We start from the raw sequence: 15,746 nt of genomic DNA on the forward strand, positions 1-15,746 counted from the left end.
ATCGTGTCCGATTGGCGCTGGACCTGTTTTCGGTCATGCAGCATCCTTCCGGCCTTCCTGGGCTTGAAGGGGTGGCAGATGCTGCGGTTTCCTGTCTTCGCCGTGTTCTTTCTGCTGGCTGCGGCGGGCTGGAGCGCCGCGGACGCCCAGGAGAAGCCTTCAGGCCCTCAGCCCAGCCAATGCCAGGCGATTGCGCAGTCCTTGCCCAAGGCGACTTTCGCCAGCTTTTCCAACCAAGGCCCGACACCCGCCAACGATCCCGTCAATGGCGATGTGAAAATCACCTTCCTCGGTCATGCGACCCTGTTCATCGAGACGCCCGGCGGCGTTTCCATCGCCACGGATTTCAGCGGCGCCTATTCGCCGCCCCATACCCCCGACGTCGTTACCATGAACAAGGCGCATCCGAGCCATTACACGCTGACGCCCGACCCGGCGATCAAATATGTGCTGCATGGCTGGAGCGACACGCCTGGCGAACCGGCAAAGATCCACCTGACCGTCGGCGACACGCTGATCCGCAACGTGGTGACCGATATCCGCTCCTGGGGCGGCGGCATCGAGCCCAACGGCAATTCGATCTTCATCTTCGAGGTCGCCGGTCTCTGCATCGGCCATCTGGGGCATCTGCATTTCGAGCTTACCGACCAGCAATATGCCGAGATCGGCCGTCTCGACGTCGTGATGGTGCCCGTGGACGGCGGCTTGACCATGGGGGCTGACAGCATGAGCCGGGTGGTGAAAAGGCTGCGTTCGTCGCTGATCCTGCCCATGCATCGCTGGGGTCCACCGGTCGATCAGTTCCTGGCCCTGTTCGGTCCCGACTTCGACGTCGCCTACGCGCCGACCCCGAGCGTCACGGTGTCGGTGAAGACCTTGCCGCGCAAGCCGCTGATCTATGTGCTCAAGGGGCTGTGACGATTTTCGTTGGGATATGTATCCTACTCACCTATGCAACTTCCGCTGGCCGTGATTGATTGCGCCATACCATTGGGGGAAGCGCATGAATCGGGTTCTTTTGACTACAATAATAGCTGCAGCGCTATCGGGCTGCGTCTCATCAAACCCGGTCAACACGACGCCCGATGGCTATCGCCTCCAAAAATTCAGTCAGGGAACTGTTTCTGTCGGCAAAAGCGCAAATCTGTTAGCCGCTGGCAGTTGGAGCGTGTCATGCCCAACCGATGCAATGACTGACAAACGCAATTGCAGCATTACGTCCCTGTCGGGGGCTTTGTTCATCGACTACGGAAGTTCACCAACACCGCAACGCGTCTGCCTCTTGTCGCATGATGCGCCGGGCATGACTGCCTTGATCAGAGTTGATAGCCATCCGGCGGTTGCTACGGATGCACAGGGCTGCGTTCCGGCAAGCCGGATCATTCACCAGATGAGAAGCGGTAGCACTTTCCTAGCGCGCGTTGGCGCCATCAATGACTGGTCGCCCGATCTGCGGCCCGTAATCAAGGACGAACGCGCGTCGCTCGAGGGATTGAACAAGGCCATGGAAACCGTTGCGGATATTCGGGCAGGCAAGCTTGCCGTCAAACCGTAGGAATAGTGGCGGAAGGCCTCGACCGACGCCATTATCCGGCTTTTTGCTTGAATGAAGGCCGCTTCGCTCTTATAAGGCGGCCATTCCCAACAAAAGACGTGAACAGGGGTGCCATGGCTGGCCATTCACAGTTTAAAAACATCATGCACCGCAAGGGTCGTCAGGATTCGGTGCGTTCGAAAATGTTCTCGAAGCTGGCGCGTGAAATCACCGTCGCCGCCAAGGCGGGTCTGCCTGACCCGACCATGAACGCAAGTCTGCGCCTCGCGATCCAGAACGCCAAGGCCCAGTCGATGCCCAAGGATAATATCGACCGCGCCATCAAGAAGGCGGCCGGCAATGACGGCGAAAACTACGATGCAGTCCGCTACGAGGGCTACGGCCCCGGCGGCACGGCGATCATCGTCGAAGCGCTGACAGACAACCGCAACCGCACGGCTTCCAACGTCCGCTCGATCTTCACCAAGGCAGGCGGCGCGCTCGGTGAAACCGGCTCGGTCTCCTTCTCCTTCGACCATGTCGGCGAGATCACCTACAAGCCGACAGTCGGCGACGCCGACAAGGTGATGGAAGCAGCGATCGAAGCCGGCGCCGATGACGTCGAGAGCGACGAAGAGGGCCACACCATCATCTGCGGCTTCGAAGCGATGAACGAAGTCGCCAAGGCGCTCGAAGCGACGCTCGGCGAGGCCGAAACGGTCAAGGCGATCTGGCGCGCGCAGAACAATGTGCCGGTCGATGAAGAAAAGGCTCAGTCGCTGATGAAGCTTATCGACAGCCTCGAAGACGACGACGACGTACAGAACGTCTATTCGAACTTCGAGGTTACCGAGGAAGTGCTGGCGAAGCTCTCGGCCTGATACGGATAAACTGCTTGCAAAAAGCCGGCCGCAGCCCATGCGGCTGGCTTTTTTGCGCATTAGGGTGCGGTGGCGCGCGAGAAATCATCACGAAAGGCAGAAAGGTCGGTGGCGCTGACATCGGATACTGCCCAGAAGACCAGCCCGTCCGCATACCATTCGGCGAAATTGTAGCCCTCCTTCTCGGCGCTGCTGCGAGTGGTGGCCGTGCCGGGCCAGATGAAGAGATTGATGATATGGCCGTGCCGGTGGTAGATCAGCGCCGCCACGACCCGACCGTTCAGATAGTCCACGCGGCCGCCAACAAGGGGAAAACCCTGTGCCGCCAGATCGACCACCGGTGGAGAAAAATCGATCTTGCCGCTGAACCACGGCTTGACGGTATGCTGATCCGAGGTCAGCACGTCGGTCAGGTGATCGGCGAGCATCGAGCGCACGTGGCTCGCAAGAAGCTGATCTTCGATCGTTTGGCTCTGCTGCGGCATGTTCAAAACCAGCATGAGGCTGGCTGCCAGGGCTGCGAGCGATGGTATAAAGCTCCATTGCCGGACAAACCGCCAGAAGCTACGCCATGGGTTCTCCGTTTGGATCGTTGCCGCCACGGCGCGTGCCATCATGACCTGTTCCAGCGCCAACGCGGCCTGGACGCGTGCATGGACGGCGTCCGGTGCCTGCCATTTCACTCCTTCGCGGCCGGCAAGGCGTTTTACCATAAGAGCCTCTTCCATCTCGTGGGCACATTCTCGGCAGGTCGCAAGATGCGTCTCGAAACTTGCGGTGTGGGCCGGATCGAGTTCGCCATCAATGAAGCCATGCAGTAGGTCGCTCCATTCGCCGTGATCACTGTGTTCCCCGTTGCTCACCGCGCCGCCCCTTTCGCGTCGAGGCTGCGCCAGGCTTCGCCGAAATCGCGGCGAGCGCGGGCAAGGCGCGACATGACGGTGCCGATCGGCGCATCGATGATTTCGGCGATCTCCTTATAGGAAAGATCTTCGAGCTCACGCAGGACGAGGACTTCGCGCATGGCATCGGGCAGCATGTTGATGACCTGGCGCACCCGCAGCGTTTCCGCCTTGCGGATTAACGCCGCCTCAGGGGTGTCTTCCTCGGAGGCCGGTTCGGACGACGGCGGATCCTCCGGTGAGTCATTGCCATCGGTCATCGGCTGTTCGTAACGGGTCTTGCGTCGCCCTTCCTGCAGCCACGCGTGATAGCAGTTGCGGACGATGGTGAATGTCCAGGCCCGGGCATCGCCATTGCGAAAGCCGCCAAAGCCGCGATAGGCGCGCAGGAATGCCTCCTGCACGATATCCTGGGCGGCATCGGCATCCCTGCTCAAGAAGCGCGCGAAATTATAGGCGGCATCCAGATGCGGAACGATCGTGCGCTGGAAGCGGCGCATGGTTTCGTCCGACGATGAGATTGTATGCAGGCGCGGTTCGTCATTTGCCGCTGTCTCGGCCACCATCATGAGGCTGGAGTAGCTGGCCTCCTTCGTTCCGTGCGCCTTCGGTCCGGCAAACGGGCCAACCAACCGGATGAGAAGCGGCTCCAGGCTGCGCATCACGCTTGCTTGCAGGCGACTCCAGTTCATGGCGTGAAACCGGCGGTCGAATGAAATCGCGCTTATAATCTGGGCGTCTGTCATCATGGTCCCCGCGAAACGCCGATGTTGACTGTAAGCCTCGGGTCCGGCGCTTGCAATCTTGCCTAAAGACGTAGATCGCACTTGCTCGGGTTTTATTCCCGATCGGATGCGAAAAAGTCGAAGACGGTGCCCCCAGGCGCTCTGCACCCAGCGGATTGCGATCCGGGCTTTCGGCATCCAGCTAAAATAGCCTATTAAATTCAATTATTTGAATGAATCTTCCGTGCTGCAGGGAATAAGTGCCTGCAGTCGCTGATCTTCTTCCTCAGCGGGGGCGGCAATCTGCAGCGCCCTCCGCCTGGCCCCAAAGCCATAACCTTGAGGAGATATCGCGATGTTTGACATGACCCGCCGCGCCGTGCTCGGGACGGCCGCCGCTGCGGCAGCCTTCGGACTGTCGTCGAAGCTCGAATTCATTCCGCAAGCCTTCGCCGTGACCCCACTGGAGCCGACGACGGGCTTCTACAAATACAAGGTCGGTTCGATCGACGTCACGGCCGTCTATGACGGCATTTGGCGCAAGCCGCACGATCCGGCCTTCATCAAGAACGCCTCCGTCGATGACACCAAAGAGGCGCTTTCCAAGGCCGGCCTGACGACGGAGTTCATGCCCATTCCGTTGACCGTCGTCGTCCTCGATATCGGTGGCCGAAAGATCATGATGGATGCCGGGTCGGGCGTCGGGCAGTGGCAGACCAATGCCACGCATCTTCCGGCCAACATGGCCGCCGCCGGCATCGACTACAAGAAAATCGACACGATCATGATCTCGCATTTCCATCCGGACCATGTCTGGGGCCTGATGGAAAAAGGAACGAATGCGCCGGTGTTCGCCAATGCCGAGCTTGTGGTCAATGCCACCGAGTACAACTGGTGGACCGATCCAGGCCGCGTCGACAAGCTGGCGGAGGGGCGCAAGGAAGCGGGCAGGCGCATCGCTTCCGTCTTTCCGACGTGGAAGAACTGGCGGCTGGTAGATGATGGCGCCGAGGTCGCGCCGGGCGTGCGCATCATGGCCGCGCCTGGTCACACCCCCGGTCACTCGGTCTTCCTCGTCGATGGCGGCAACGAGCAGCTGATGGTCTCGGCCGACATCATGTACGTGCCGGCGCTGCTCGCCCCCCATCCCGAATGGCAGGGAGCCTACGACCAGGACGGCCCGATGGCCGTCGGTACCCGCCGCAAGCTGATCGACCGCGTTATTGCCGACAAGATCAGGATTTGCGGCTCGCATTTTCCGTTCCCCGGCTCCGGTACCTTCGTCAAGGACGGCAACGCCTACGGATTCACCCCCACCATCCAGGCCTGAGCGGCCAAGAAGGAGCAAGACCATGTTGAAACATGCCATTCTCGGAATTGCCGGCCTGTGCGCCGTGATCGTCATTCCCGCCGCAACGGCCGGCGTCGCCTTCGCCGTCGACAATATGGAGGCCACCGACGCGCCGGATCTGACGTCGGTGCGCGCCAAGATCGATGCGAAGAATTATGTCGGCGCGCTTGCCGAGCTTCGCGATATCGCCGAGGAGCATCAGCAGGCCGATGTCTACAATCTGATGGGCTTTACCCTGCGCAAGACCGGGGACTATCGAACGTCGCTGACCTACTACACCAAGGCGTTGGAATTGCAGCCGGATCACAAGGGCGCGCATGAATATCTCGGCGAACTCTATGTCGAAACCGGCGACATGCCCAAGGCTCGCGAACAGCTTGCAACACTCACCAAACTTTGCCCCGGCGGCTGCGAGGAGCTGGATGATCTGACCAAGGCGATCGCCGCGAAGGCAAGCAACTAGAACTCGGCCCCAACTGACCCGGCGGCATTTCCATTCGACCAAGTCGTGGAGATGCCGCCGAGAGCGGAAACCGCCCGGATGTTGCAGTGAAGGAGGAAATCCATGGAATACGAAGAGGAGAGTGCCGCTCTCGTCAATATGGCGGACATGGCACTGCTGTTCGGCCGCATGCTGCTGTCGTTACTCTTTCTGGAAGAGGGCATCGAACTCGCCAGCCATTTCGATAATGCATTGGAAGCCATGGCAAAGCTTGGCGTCGCCGCACCTATCGCGACTGCAACCATCGCCGTGCAGCTTGCTGCAGGCCTTGCCATTGCGCTCGGGTTCACGACCCGATTGGCGGCATTCGGTCTCGGCCTGTTCTGCTTGCTGACAGCGCTATTGTTTCACACGAACTTCGCCAGTCACAATGAACTCTTGCACTTCGAAAAAGACCTGGCGATCTCGGGTGGAATGTTCGTGCTGATCGTCGCCGGCGCCGGCAAGCTGTCGTTGGATATGTTGATCCGGCGCCACTGGAAGACGAGGCTCGTATCCTGACCTCGTCGATCGCCCGGTGAGCCGCTCACAGAAGATCCGCTCACCGGATAGTTCGCACTCGAAAGTCAGGACACCTTCTTGAAGCTCGGAAGCGTAGCGAACAGCTCAACCGATCTCAATCGCGCTTCGATATCGTGAATCGGCATCGAAATGATGACCTCGTCAGCCTCGGTATCTTTGATGAATTGCCGGAGTTTCGCCTCGGCGGTCGCCGGGGAACCGACCACGGCATAGCGCAGCGTGTTTTCCACATTCAGCTTTTCCATCGGCGTCCAGAAATCGTCCATGTCCTTGCGCGGGCGAGGGAAGGGGCCGCGTACATTGCGGCGCAGGTTGACAAATTGCTGCTGTGCCGATGTGAAATGGTATTGCGCCTCCTCATCCGTATCTGCCGTCGAGCCCATGACGCCGACCATGACATAGGGCTTGTCGAGCGTTGCCGATGGCGTGAAACGTTCCCGGTAGATGGCGACCGCGTCAAGCAGGGCTTCCGGCGCGAAATGCGAGGCGAAGGCATAGGGAAGGCCGAGCATGGCGGCGAGATGGGCGCTGTAGAGACTGGAGCCGAGCAGCCAGATCGGGACGTTGGCGCCATGGCCGGGAACGGCGAGAATGATCTGGTTCTCGTCGGCCGGGCTGAACAGATGCTGCAGCTCGACGATATCGTTGGGGAAGCTTTGCGCGCCGGCATCGATGTTGCGGCGTAGGGCCTGCGCCGTGCGCATGTCGGTGCCCGGCGCCCGGCCGAGGCCGAGATCGACACGGCCGGGAAACAAGGCTTCCAGCGTGCCGAATTGCTCGGCGATGACAAGCGGGGAATGGTTCGGCAGCATGACGCCGCCCGAACCGATGCGGATGCGCGAGGTTGCCGCGCCGACATGGCCGATAACGACAGCCGTCGCGGCACTGGCGACGCCCGGCATGCCGTGGTGCTCGGCCAGCCAGAACCTGTTGTAACCGAGCTCCTCCGCCTTCTGCGCCATGCGCTTCGAACCGTCGAAGGACTGGCGGATGGTGCTGCCTTCGGCAACGGGCGAAAGATCGAGGATGGAAAAGGGAACCATGGCAAGAAACCTGCGTGGTGAAAGGGAGGATGTGTTTCCACCATGTAGGAGCGCCGGGGCCTCATTCCAAACCCTGCCGCCACGATTTCGTCACGATGCTTTCAGCGCGGCGGGAACCGCCGGCAATCTGTGGCTTGTTTTTGTTTTGTTCACATTTTGCTGGCACATCTTCGGCCTGAAAGATAGGTTGACCCATGCAAAACACGATTCGCATCATCGGTATCGATCCGGGCCTGCGCCGCACCGGCTGGGGGGTTATCGATATACTTGGCAATTCCCTGCGTTTCGTTGCATCGGGAACGGTGACCTCGGACGGCGATATGGATCTCGCCTCTCGCCTTTGCCAGCTTCACGACGGGCTTGCGGAGATCGTTCATAGCTACAAGCCGGATGAAGCTGCCGTCGAGCAGACCTTCGTCAACAAGGATGCGGTGGCGACGCTGAAGCTCGGGCAGGCGCGCGGCGTCGTCATGCTGGTGCCGGCGCGCGCGGGTTTGCCGGTGTCCGAATATGCGCCGAATGCCGTCAAGAAAGCCGTCATCGGTGTGGGGCATGGCGAGAAGCAGCAGATTCATATGATGCTGAAGATCCTGATGCCCAAGGTCGAGTTCAAGGGCAATGACGCCGCCGACGCACTCGCCATTGCCATTTGCCACGCCCATAATCGCGGCACCAACCGGCTGCGGCAGGCGGCATTGGCAGAGTAGTTTGTTCTTGACCTGTTCCGGGTTGGCCGCTAAGTATTACTGAAGAGGTATTACCATGCGTGTGACGGAAAAAGGTCAGGTGACCATCCCGAAGGAAATTCGAGACAGGCTCGGCATCGGCCCGGGCTCGGAGGTTGATTTTATCGCCTCGGGCAGCGGGGCGATGCTCGTCAAGATCGCCGAGGCATCGGATCCGGCTATTCGCGATTTCGACGATTGGCTGGAGCGCGTCGGGGGTACGATGGACCTTGGCGGCATGACAACCGACGAATTTATGGAGTTTCTGAGAGGTCCGCGTGACGACGTCGACCCTCGTTGATACCAACATCTTCATCGATATCCTCGGTCCGGCATCGGCCCAGCGGCAATGGTCGGCAAAGTTGCTGAAACAATGTATCGGAGAGGGTGATCTCGTTATCAGCCCCGTGGTCTGGTCGGAACTCGCTGCTTCGCCTTTGAGTGAGGAGGACTTGACGGTCGCCTTGTCCTGGCTCGACATGAAGCGCGAAGCCATACCCTTCGAGGCTGCGTTTCGAGCCGGCAAGGCGCATCGTCTATATCGGCTCGCCGGTGGCCAAAGGGAGAGAACCCTTCCGGACTTTCTCATCGGTGCCCATGCCGAGTGGCGAAGACACAGGCTGCTGACACGGGATGCCTCGCGCTATCGTTCCCACTTTCCTTCGCTCGACCTCATTTCCCCTGAAACCCATCCCTGACGGACATCATTCATGATCGGCAAGCTGAAAGGCACAATCGAAGAGCTCGGCGAGGATTATGTGCTCGTGGACGTGCACGGCGTCTGCTATGTCGCCTACTGCTCGGGCCGCACGCTGTCGAAGCTCGGCTCCGTCGGCGAAGCCTGCATTCTCTTCATCGAGACCTATGTCCGCGAAGACCAGATCCGGCTCTTCGGCTTCACGACGGCACTGGAGCGGGAGTGGTTCAACATACTCCAGACAGTGCAGGGCGTGGGCGCGAAAGTGGCACTGGCGCTGTTGTCGACCTTGACGCCAGCCGAGCTTGCCAATGCGATCGCGCTGCAGGATCGCGCCGCCGTTTCGCGCGCGCCGGGTGTCGGCCCGAAGGTTGCAGTGCGTATCATGACCGAGCTGAAGAACAAGGCGCCGGCCTTTGCCGGCGAGGCGGCAAATATCGGCTTGAAGCAGGAATTGGGCGAAGGAGTTGCCGCCGCACCCGTCGCCGACGCCGTTTCTGCGCTGACCAATCTTGGCTATTCCCGCGACCAGGCCGCCAACGCCGTTGCGGCCGCGATGAAACTGGCCGGCGAGGGCGCCGACAGCGCCAAGCTGATCCGGTTCGGCCTCAAGGAACTGGCGCGGTGAGGCTTTGCACCTTCCGCATTCCTTACTATTGTCTCAAAGTCGGGAGATCGACTTGCGACGCTCTTTCGTGCGGGACTATTTTGAACGCGGCAAGCCTTGATGCCGCATCGGCGAAAGAGCCGCGAAACGCATATGGGGAATGGAACCTCTGACATGAGTGAAGCCGCACGCCTGATATCGCCGGAGAAGCGGGGCGAAGACATTGATGCGACGCTCAGGCCGCAATCGCTGGACGAATTTACCGGTCAGGCGGAGGCGCGCGCCAATCTGAAGGTCTTTATCGAGGCGGCCAAGGGACGCGGTGAGGCGCTGGATCATGTGCTTTTTGTCGGCCCGCCCGGCCTCGGCAAGACGACCCTGGCGCAGATCATGGCAAAGGAGCTCGGCGTCAATTTCCGCTCGACCTCCGGCCCCGTCATCGCCAAGGCGGGCGATCTTGCAGCATTGCTCACAAATCTCGAGGAGCGCGACGTCCTCTTCATCGACGAAATTCACCGTCTCAATCCGGCGGTCGAGGAAATCCTCTATCCGGCCATGGAGGACTTTCAGCTGGACCTGATCATCGGCGAGGGCCCGGCAGCGCGCTCGGTGAAGATCGATCTTGCCAAGTTCACGCTGGTTGCCGCCACCACGCGTCTCGGCTTGCTGACGACGCCGCTGCGGGATCGTTTCGGCATTCCGGTCCGATTGAGTTTCTACACCGTCGAGGAGCTTGAGTTCATCGTCCGGCGTGGCGCGAGACTGATGGGGCTCGGCATGACCGACGAAGGGGCACGCGAGATTGCGCGGCGCGGGCGCGGAACGCCGCGCATCGCCGGCCGCCTGCTGCGTCGCGTGCGCGATTTTGCCGAAGTGGCCAAGGTCGAAGCGGTGACACGGGAGATCGCCGACGAAGCTTTGACGCGGCTTCTCGTCGACAATGTCGGCTTCGATCAGCTCGACAAGCGTTATCTCAATATGATTGCCGTCAATTTCGGTGGCGGGCCGGTCGGCATCGAAACCATCGCTGCCGGCCTTTCCGAGCCGCGCGATGCGATTGAGGATATTATCGAGCCCTACATGATCCAGCAGGGTTTCATACAACGTACACCGCGCGGCCGTGTTTTGACCGCGATCGCCTGGAAACATCTCGGCATGCAGCCGCCCAAGGACCTTGAGGCCGCGCAGTTCCGGTTGTTCCAGGAGGGAGATTGAATGCTTGGCCGTCGCGCCTTTCTGAAGCTCTTCGGCGGCAGCATATTCGGTTTGATGGCACTCGGGGGATACGCCTTTGGATATGAGCCTGTCGTCCGCCTGAATGTGACCCGCTATGCGTTGACCCCGCCACGATGGACGCCGGGGCTCAAACTGCGGATCGTGGCGCTCGCCGATTTCCATGCCTGCGAACCGTGGATGTCAGCCGAGCGCATTGCAGCGATCTGCACTCGGGCCAATGAACTCGGCGGTGACATCATCGTCCTGCTCGGCGATTACACGTCAGGGACCGATCTCATCACCGCTCGCGTCGATCATCAGGCCTGGGCGGCAGAGCTGGCGAAGCTGAAGGCGCCGCTCGGGGTTCATGCTGTCATCGGCAATCACGACTGGTGGCATGACGCGGCCGCCCAGAGAAAGGGTCATGGGCCAACCTTCAGCCACCGGGCCTTGGCCAGCGTCGGCATCGAGGTCTATTCCAATCGTTCCGCGCGCCTGGAAAAGAACGGGCAAGGGTTCTGGCTTGCCGGCGTCGAGGATCAGCTGGCCCTGCGACGGAGCATGCGCTGGAAGCGCCCATATACGAAAGGGCTGGATGATCTCGGCGGCACCCTTGCGGAAGTCGCAGACGATGCGCCCGTGATCCTTCTTGCTCATGAGCCCGATATCTTTCCCAATGTGCCTTCGCGTGTGTCGCTGACCTTGTCGGGACATACGCATGGCGGCCAGGTGAGGATTTTCGGCTGGTCACCCTATACGCCGTCGCGGTATGGCGACAGATATGTCCACGGCCATATTACAGAGGAAGAGCGTCATATCATCGTTTCCGGCGGCCTTGGCTGCTCCATTGCGCCGGTTCGCTTCGGCGTGCCGCCGGAAATTGTCGTGATCGATGTGGGATGAAGATCGTGTCGAAACGCAAGCTTATCAGACTGAATGCGGGCCGCTCGCGATTCCAGATGCGCGTGGCGGGCCTCGGCTTTCGTGACGGGCATGTGCTTGTCCACCGGGCCGAGCACGAGACATTCTGGACCTTTCCTGGCGGTCGCGCCGAGATCGGCGAGACGTCGGAGGAAACCTTGCAGCGAGAAATGGTCGAGGAGCTGGGCGTCGATGTGACAGTCGGGCGCCTTCTCTGGTCCGTGGAGAATTTCTTTCACTACGAGCAGCGCGACTGGCACGAACTCGGTCTCTACTACCTGATGGACCTACCCCACGGCTTCCCGTTCGAGCCGGATAAAATCGTGCATCGCATCCGGGACGGCGATAACGATCTCGAATTCAAATGGGTGCGGGCAACGCGGGAGGCGCTGGTGGCGCTCGATATTCCGCCCTATTTCATTGCCGAGGAAATCGAAGATCTGCCGCTGACGCCGCGTCATCTCGTCTGGCGGGACGGTGATCTCGACAAGGCCTAGGGGAGATATCCGATGTCCGCTTTCGATGCGGTTCGTGTGTTTCGCAAGCTCGCCTACAACAATGCGTTGGCGAATATCCGGTTGCATCGAGCCTGCGCGGCGCTGCAGCCGGGCGAGTTCGAGGCGAAGCGGACGAGCTTCTTTCCGTCGATCAAATCGACCCTCAATCACATCCTGACCGTGGACTGGTTCTATGTCGATGCGCTGGAAGGCGGCACCCTGGGGCTGGGGGCCTTCGACATCGAGGAGCCGTTCGACAAGCTTGAAGACTTGTCCAGGCAGCAGGCGGATGTCGATCGCCGGCTGGTGGTGCTTTGCGAGGGCCTGACGCCGGAGACGGCCACGCGGACGGTCGCCATTCAACGCAGCGATCGTATTCAGCGCGAGCGGGCCGACGATGTGCTGAGCCATGTGCTGCAGCATCAGACTCATCATCGCGGCCAGGTGCATGCGATGCTGGCCGGAACCAGTGTCGCGCCGCCGCAGCTCGATGAATTCATCGTTGCCGACGATGCGAGGTTCAGGGGCGCGGAATTGGCGGTGCTCAGCTGGGACGAGACGAAGCTGATGCGTTGATGGCGGCATGGCGCGGCGGTATTGCCTTCGCCAAGGTCTCGATCGTTTGCCGAAGCAACACCTTTCCGCCGCTCTGCCATCCAAGCGCACGAATTCTCGACGTATCCATGGTACCGACGACGCCCTCGGGCGCCGGGGCTGGGAGGGCATGAGGACAGTTCGTTGCCCGCTGCAGATGCCCGAGGATCTCGTGCGTGTCGGTCAGTATATCCGACAGATTGAAGGCCTCGCCGTCGATCCGTCCTTTTTCGGTCTCCAGCAGCAGCCGAACGGCGCGGCCTAGGTCGCGGCCGTGGACCTCCGTTCCCGCGCGAGAGGGAACCAGCTTGCCGTTCAGATAATCGTCGAACAGAGCGTCCCACTTGTTCGGACGCAGGTCGCCATAGACGCCTGTCGCCCTCAGGCTTGCCGTCGCGAAACCGGGAGCGGAGAGGGAGAAAAGCGCATGTTCGGCATCGCGCTTCACTTCCCCATAAAGCGTATTCGGTGCCGGTTTGCTTGCCTCCGTCAGCACCTCGCCCGCCAGCCGATCGCCATAGACAGCACGAGACGACAGGAAGACGCAGCGTCGAATGCCGGCCTTTCTCGCCGTTTCGAACAGCTTGACCGTGCCGTCCAGATTGAGCCGCCGGAACCGCTCGGGGTCTTCTCCTTCGCCACCGCGATACTTGCCGGGCGCGTGACTGAAAGCCGCATGCACGAAGAAATAGGCATCCTCGAAAGCATGGCTATGGTCTTCGGTGGGGTCGAGGCTCAGCGGCACGAAGGAAACAGCATGGGGAAAGAGACCTGCCTGCGGCGCGGCGCGTCCGCCGACCGCAACCTTGTATCCGGCTGCCAGCAGCTCCTCGGCGATATATCGGCCGACAAGACCCGTTCCGCCCGATATGAGAACCTTCATGCAGCCTCTTTGGGATTTGCGAGCGTCGCGATATCGGGCATATCCAGCCCGGTATGGAAGCCATGCCACAAGTCGATCAAGGGTCTCAGCAGCGCAGCCTTCGGATGGTTCTCCTCCCAAGGCTTTTCATACTGGTAATGCAGGATCGAAATGCTGTTCCAGTCCCAGAGCGCCGGCATAGTGAACCATACATATTGCAGCATGTTCATGAAGATCGGCAGGCCGTGCCAATCCGGGAAGAATGTCTCGAGAAAGGTCTGATCGGTGCGCCGCCAGAAGACGTCGGGGCGATCGAGCCGCTGCAGCATGTCCTGAAACGTCGCAAGCGACGGCTTGGCGACGAAGACGCCGGAGTTCAGCCGATGAAAATCGGAAAGGCTTTCATAGACATTCGGCGCGGCGGAAAACTCAGGGTAATCGAAAAGCCTGTCGACATTCTTCAGCACGAGGGCGTCCGCGTCGATGAAGACACAAGTGTCGTATTCAATGAGCTGCCAGAGCCGCAGCTTGCAGAAATTGTCGAGCGGCGTGTGAAAGGAAGGCTTGCGGCCCTTGGTGAAGGGAGCGGCGGCATGAAGATTGCCGCGCGCATGCCGTTCGTTGAACGTATCGGACAGAGGCAGGTGTTCGACCTCGATCAGCCGGCAGTCGAGCGCGATGAGCGGGGCAAGATCGCCTTCGTGGACGCCTGCCGTGTGCAGGATGACGATATCGGCCTTCGTGCGCGTCCGAACAATCGACCGCGCCAGCGCCGTAGCGCCCATGGCGTAATCGGCATTCGTGACGAGGGTCACGAATGCTTGGCCGGAGCGGGGGCGGGTCTGCGAGCGAAGTCCCTGCAGCATTTCGCTTCCCGGCATCATGACACGGACTTCAATCTCTTGCCCTCGGGATCGTGGTTGACAGTCGCCGCGATATCCTTGGTCCAGGCGGAGACGGCCGGGACACGCGAGCGATCGACGCGATAGGCGTACTTCTTGGCGACATCGACGATTTCGCTCAGAAGGCCGGCTTCGAGCGTGATGGGTGCCAACCCGAGATTGAGGAACTTGTCGTTGTTGACGATCAGATCGTTCTCGGGAGCTTCCTTGCGCGGATTGGGCAGGCGGACGACTTCGGCGCCGCTTATTTTCGCGATCATCTCGGCGAGATCGCGGACGCGATGTGTTTCCGTCATCTGGTTGAAGATCTCGACGCGGGCGTTGCGTTGGGGCGGGTTCTTCAGCGCAAGCTCGATGCAGCGCACAGAGTCCTGGATGTGGATGAAGGCACGGGTCTGGCCGCCGGTGCCGTGTACGGTCAGGGGATAGCCGATCGCCGCCTGGATGAGGAAGCGGTTGAGCACCGTGCCGTAGTCGCCGTCATAGTCGAAACGGTTGATCAGCTGCTGATGCCGGCGGGTTTGCTCCGTATGTGTGCCCCAGACGATGCCCTGGTGCAGATCGGTGATCCTGAGGCCGTCGTTCTTGGCGTAGAATTGGAAGAGAAGCTGATCGAGGCATTTCGTCATGTGATAGATCGAGCCGGGATTGGCCGGATAGAGAATCTCCTGGCTGACGGACCGCCCGTCGGCCGTCTCGATACCAACAGGCAGATAGCCCTCCGGAATGGCGGCGCCGACCGTGGAATAGCCATAGACGCCCATGGTGCCGAGATGCACGAGATGGGCATCGAGATTGAGTTCGACGAGTGCGTTCAGCAGATTATGCGTGGCGCTGACATTGTTGTTGACCGTGTAATTCTTGTGGCGGTCGCTCTTCATCGAATAGGGGGCGGCGCGCTGCTCGGCGAAATGCACGATCGCATCGGGGCGATGCTCGGCCAGCCACGTTTTCAGGAGCTCGTAGTCCTTGGCGAGGTCGATGAGATTGAAGTGGATGCGGCGGCCGGTTTCGGCGTGCCAGATGCGAGTGCGTTCCTGGATCGAGTCCATCGGCGTCAGGGACTGGACGCCGAGTTCCGTATCGATCCATCGGCGAGAGAGATTGTCGAGGATATGGACCTCATGACCGGCATCGGAGAGATGGAGCGAGGTTGGCCAACCGATGAATCCGTCGCCACCCATTACCGCTATTTTCATGAGATTTTTCCTTCTGCGCCGAACCGCTAGCCGGCACCATTCCGGATAGTCGGAGTTTATGACAATT

At 60.5% G+C, this 15,746-nt stretch carries 20 protein-coding genes; 14 read left to right on the forward strand and 6 right to left on the reverse strand.

What is annotated here, in order from left to right; all coding sequences use genetic code 11:
- Positions 1–78 precede the first annotated feature (78 nt).
- The 3 genes from FHT29_RS01735 to FHT29_RS01745 all read left to right on the forward strand — a co-directional run bounded on the left by FHT29_RS01735 (position 79) and on the right by FHT29_RS01745 (position 2,415).
- The gene (locus FHT29_RS01735; RefSeq protein WP_168599043.1) at positions 79–918 is read left to right on the forward strand and encodes an MBL fold metallo-hydrolase; all 840 of its coding nucleotides are present in this window, start codon (positions 79–81) and stop codon (positions 916–918) included.
- A gap of 85 nt (positions 919–1,003) precedes the next feature.
- Positions 1,004–1,555, forward strand: coding sequence for a hypothetical protein (locus FHT29_RS01740; RefSeq protein WP_141694054.1), 552 nt, complete (start codon positions 1,004–1,006; stop codon positions 1,553–1,555).
- A gap of 113 nt (positions 1,556–1,668) precedes the next feature.
- Positions 1,669–2,415, forward strand: coding sequence for a YebC/PmpR family DNA-binding transcriptional regulator (locus tag FHT29_RS01745; protein WP_047555371.1), 747 nt, complete (start codon positions 1,669–1,671; stop codon positions 2,413–2,415).
- A gap of 59 nt (positions 2,416–2,474) precedes the next feature.
- Here the strand turns inward: FHT29_RS01745 and FHT29_RS01750 are convergent, their stop codons facing one another.
- Entirely contained in the window at positions 2,475–3,278 is an 804-nt protein-coding gene (locus tag FHT29_RS01750; protein ID WP_168599044.1) for an anti-sigma factor, read from the reverse strand.
- Complete coding sequence (locus FHT29_RS01755; protein WP_246702970.1) at positions 3,275–4,063, reverse strand: sigma-70 family RNA polymerase sigma factor; 789 nt, start codon at positions 4,061–4,063, stop codon at positions 3,275–3,277. Before FHT29_RS01755 ends, FHT29_RS01750 begins: the two co-directional genes overlap by 4 nt.
- 334 nt (positions 4,064–4,397) lie before the next feature.
- Between FHT29_RS01755 and FHT29_RS01760 the strand changes: the two genes are divergently transcribed.
- The 3 genes from FHT29_RS01760 (at position 4,398) to FHT29_RS01770 (ending at position 6,396) form a co-directional block, all read left to right on the forward strand.
- Positions 4,398–5,372, forward strand: coding sequence for an MBL fold metallo-hydrolase (locus tag FHT29_RS01760; protein WP_168599045.1), 975 nt, complete (start codon positions 4,398–4,400; stop codon positions 5,370–5,372).
- A 22-nt stretch (positions 5,373–5,394) separates the two neighbouring features.
- Positions 5,395–5,856 carry a tetratricopeptide repeat protein gene (locus FHT29_RS01765; RefSeq protein WP_208864998.1) on the forward strand — a complete coding sequence of 154 codons (462 nt, stop codon included), beginning with the start codon at positions 5,395–5,397 and terminating at the stop codon, positions 5,854–5,856.
- Positions 5,857–5,958: 102 nt separating this feature from the next.
- Positions 5,959–6,396, forward strand: a complete 438-nt coding sequence (locus FHT29_RS01770) for a DoxX family protein (protein WP_037196493.1) — start codon at positions 5,959–5,961, stop codon at positions 6,394–6,396.
- Between the two features lie 65 nt (positions 6,397–6,461).
- Here the strand turns inward: FHT29_RS01770 and FHT29_RS01775 are convergent, their stop codons facing one another.
- On the reverse strand, positions 6,462–7,460 hold the full coding sequence (locus FHT29_RS01775; RefSeq protein ID WP_047555375.1) for an LLM class flavin-dependent oxidoreductase: 999 nt from the start codon (positions 7,458–7,460) through the stop codon (positions 6,462–6,464).
- 194 nt (positions 7,461–7,654) lie between these two features.
- Here FHT29_RS01775 and ruvC point away from each other — a divergent pair, with 194 nt between their 5' ends.
- The 8 genes from ruvC to FHT29_RS01815 all read left to right on the forward strand — a co-directional run bounded on the left by ruvC (position 7,655) and on the right by FHT29_RS01815 (position 12,698).
- On the forward strand, positions 7,655–8,167 hold the full coding sequence (gene ruvC, locus FHT29_RS01780) for a crossover junction endodeoxyribonuclease RuvC (protein ID WP_047555376.1): 513 nt from the start codon (positions 7,655–7,657) through the stop codon (positions 8,165–8,167).
- 55 nt (positions 8,168–8,222) lie between these two features.
- Entirely contained in the window at positions 8,223–8,486 is a 264-nt protein-coding gene (locus FHT29_RS01785) for an AbrB/MazE/SpoVT family DNA-binding domain-containing protein (RefSeq protein ID WP_047555377.1), read from the forward strand.
- On the forward strand, positions 8,464–8,883 hold the full coding sequence (locus FHT29_RS01790; RefSeq protein ID WP_037196497.1) for a type II toxin-antitoxin system VapC family toxin: 420 nt from the start codon (positions 8,464–8,466) through the stop codon (positions 8,881–8,883). The genes FHT29_RS01785 and FHT29_RS01790 overlap by 23 nt, the downstream gene beginning before the upstream one ends.
- A 12-nt stretch (positions 8,884–8,895) precedes the next feature.
- Positions 8,896–9,510 (forward strand): Holliday junction branch migration protein RuvA, encoded by a 615-nt coding sequence (ruvA, locus tag FHT29_RS01795; RefSeq protein ID WP_037196499.1) that lies wholly within the window; start codon positions 8,896–8,898, stop codon positions 9,508–9,510.
- A 153-nt stretch (positions 9,511–9,663) separates the two neighbouring features.
- Positions 9,664–10,704 carry a Holliday junction branch migration DNA helicase RuvB gene (gene ruvB / locus FHT29_RS01800; protein WP_037196500.1) on the forward strand — a complete coding sequence of 347 codons (1,041 nt, stop codon included), beginning with the start codon at positions 9,664–9,666 and terminating at the stop codon, positions 10,702–10,704.
- On the forward strand, positions 10,705–11,607 hold the full coding sequence (locus FHT29_RS01805) for a metallophosphoesterase (protein ID WP_047555378.1): 903 nt from the start codon (positions 10,705–10,707) through the stop codon (positions 11,605–11,607). It begins immediately after the preceding gene.
- 5 nt (positions 11,608–11,612) lie between these two features.
- A complete protein-coding gene (locus FHT29_RS01810) occupies positions 11,613–12,122 on the forward strand; it encodes an NUDIX hydrolase (RefSeq protein ID WP_173411176.1) in 510 nt (169 codons plus the stop codon).
- A 12-nt stretch (positions 12,123–12,134) separates the two neighbouring features.
- Positions 12,135–12,698, forward strand: coding sequence for a DinB family protein (locus FHT29_RS01815; protein ID WP_047555379.1), 564 nt, complete (start codon positions 12,135–12,137; stop codon positions 12,696–12,698).
- On the opposite strand, the gene FHT29_RS01820 is transcribed toward FHT29_RS01815, so the two are convergent.
- Genes FHT29_RS01820 through FHT29_RS01830 form a run of 3 tightly spaced genes read right to left on the reverse strand, consistent with a single transcriptional unit; the run spans position 12,667 to position 15,679 of the window.
- The gene (locus FHT29_RS01820) at positions 12,667–13,599 is read right to left on the reverse strand and encodes an NAD(P)-dependent oxidoreductase (RefSeq protein ID WP_047555380.1); all 933 of its coding nucleotides are present in this window, start codon (positions 13,597–13,599) and stop codon (positions 12,667–12,669) included. The genes FHT29_RS01815 and FHT29_RS01820 overlap by 32 nt on opposite strands.
- Positions 13,596–14,444, reverse strand: coding sequence for a glycosyltransferase (locus FHT29_RS01825; RefSeq protein ID WP_052212000.1), 849 nt, complete (start codon positions 14,442–14,444; stop codon positions 13,596–13,598). The genes FHT29_RS01820 and FHT29_RS01825 overlap by 4 nt, the downstream gene beginning before the upstream one ends.
- 14 nt (positions 14,445–14,458) lie before the next feature.
- Complete coding sequence (locus FHT29_RS01830) at positions 14,459–15,679, reverse strand: NAD-dependent epimerase/dehydratase family protein (RefSeq protein WP_037196505.1); 1,221 nt, start codon at positions 15,677–15,679, stop codon at positions 14,459–14,461.
- Between the last annotated feature and the right edge of the window lie 67 nt (positions 15,680–15,746).

The sequence above is a fragment of the Rhizobium sp. SG741 genome (assembly GCF_012275435.1).
Lineage (GTDB): Bacteria > Pseudomonadota > Alphaproteobacteria > Rhizobiales > Rhizobiaceae > Rhizobium > Rhizobium lusitanum.

Excerpts from the sequence above, each read along its gene's own strand:
- FHT29_RS01735 (WP_168599043.1), top strand. The coding sequence starts at position 79 with ATGCTGCGGTTTCCTGTCTTCGCCGTGTTCTTTCTGCTGGCTGCGGCG.
- FHT29_RS01740 (WP_141694054.1), top strand. The coding sequence starts at position 1,004 with ATGAATCGGGTTCTTTTGACTACAATAATAGCTGCAGCGCTATCGGGC.
- FHT29_RS01745 (WP_047555371.1), top strand. The coding sequence starts at position 1,669 with ATGGCTGGCCATTCACAGTTTAAAAACATCATGCACCGCAAGGGTCGT.
- FHT29_RS01755 (WP_246702970.1), bottom strand. The coding sequence starts at position 4,063 with ATGACAGACGCCCAGATTATAAGCGCGATTTCATTCGACCGCCGGTTT.
- FHT29_RS01760 (WP_168599045.1), top strand. The coding sequence starts at position 4,398 with ATGTTTGACATGACCCGCCGCGCCGTGCTCGGGACGGCCGCCGCTGCG.
- FHT29_RS01765 (WP_208864998.1), top strand. The coding sequence starts at position 5,395 with ATGTTGAAACATGCCATTCTCGGAATTGCCGGCCTGTGCGCCGTGATC.
- FHT29_RS01770 (WP_037196493.1), top strand. The coding sequence starts at position 5,959 with ATGGAATACGAAGAGGAGAGTGCCGCTCTCGTCAATATGGCGGACATG.
- FHT29_RS01775 (WP_047555375.1), bottom strand. The coding sequence starts at position 7,460 with ATGGTTCCCTTTTCCATCCTCGATCTTTCGCCCGTTGCCGAAGGCAGC.
- ruvC (WP_047555376.1), top strand. The coding sequence starts at position 7,655 with ATGCAAAACACGATTCGCATCATCGGTATCGATCCGGGCCTGCGCCGC.
- FHT29_RS01785 (WP_047555377.1), top strand. The coding sequence starts at position 8,223 with ATGCGTGTGACGGAAAAAGGTCAGGTGACCATCCCGAAGGAAATTCGA.
- ruvA (WP_037196499.1), top strand. The coding sequence starts at position 8,896 with ATGATCGGCAAGCTGAAAGGCACAATCGAAGAGCTCGGCGAGGATTAT.
- ruvB (WP_037196500.1), top strand. The coding sequence starts at position 9,664 with ATGAGTGAAGCCGCACGCCTGATATCGCCGGAGAAGCGGGGCGAAGAC.
- FHT29_RS01805 (WP_047555378.1), top strand. The coding sequence starts at position 10,705 with ATGCTTGGCCGTCGCGCCTTTCTGAAGCTCTTCGGCGGCAGCATATTC.
- FHT29_RS01815 (WP_047555379.1), top strand. The coding sequence starts at position 12,135 with ATGTCCGCTTTCGATGCGGTTCGTGTGTTTCGCAAGCTCGCCTACAAC.
- FHT29_RS01820 (WP_047555380.1), bottom strand. The coding sequence starts at position 13,599 with ATGAAGGTTCTCATATCGGGCGGAACGGGTCTTGTCGGCCGATATATC.
- FHT29_RS01825 (WP_052212000.1), bottom strand. The coding sequence starts at position 14,444 with ATGCTGCAGGGACTTCGCTCGCAGACCCGCCCCCGCTCCGGCCAAGCA.
- FHT29_RS01830 (WP_037196505.1), bottom strand. The coding sequence starts at position 15,679 with ATGAAAATAGCGGTAATGGGTGGCGACGGATTCATCGGTTGGCCAACC.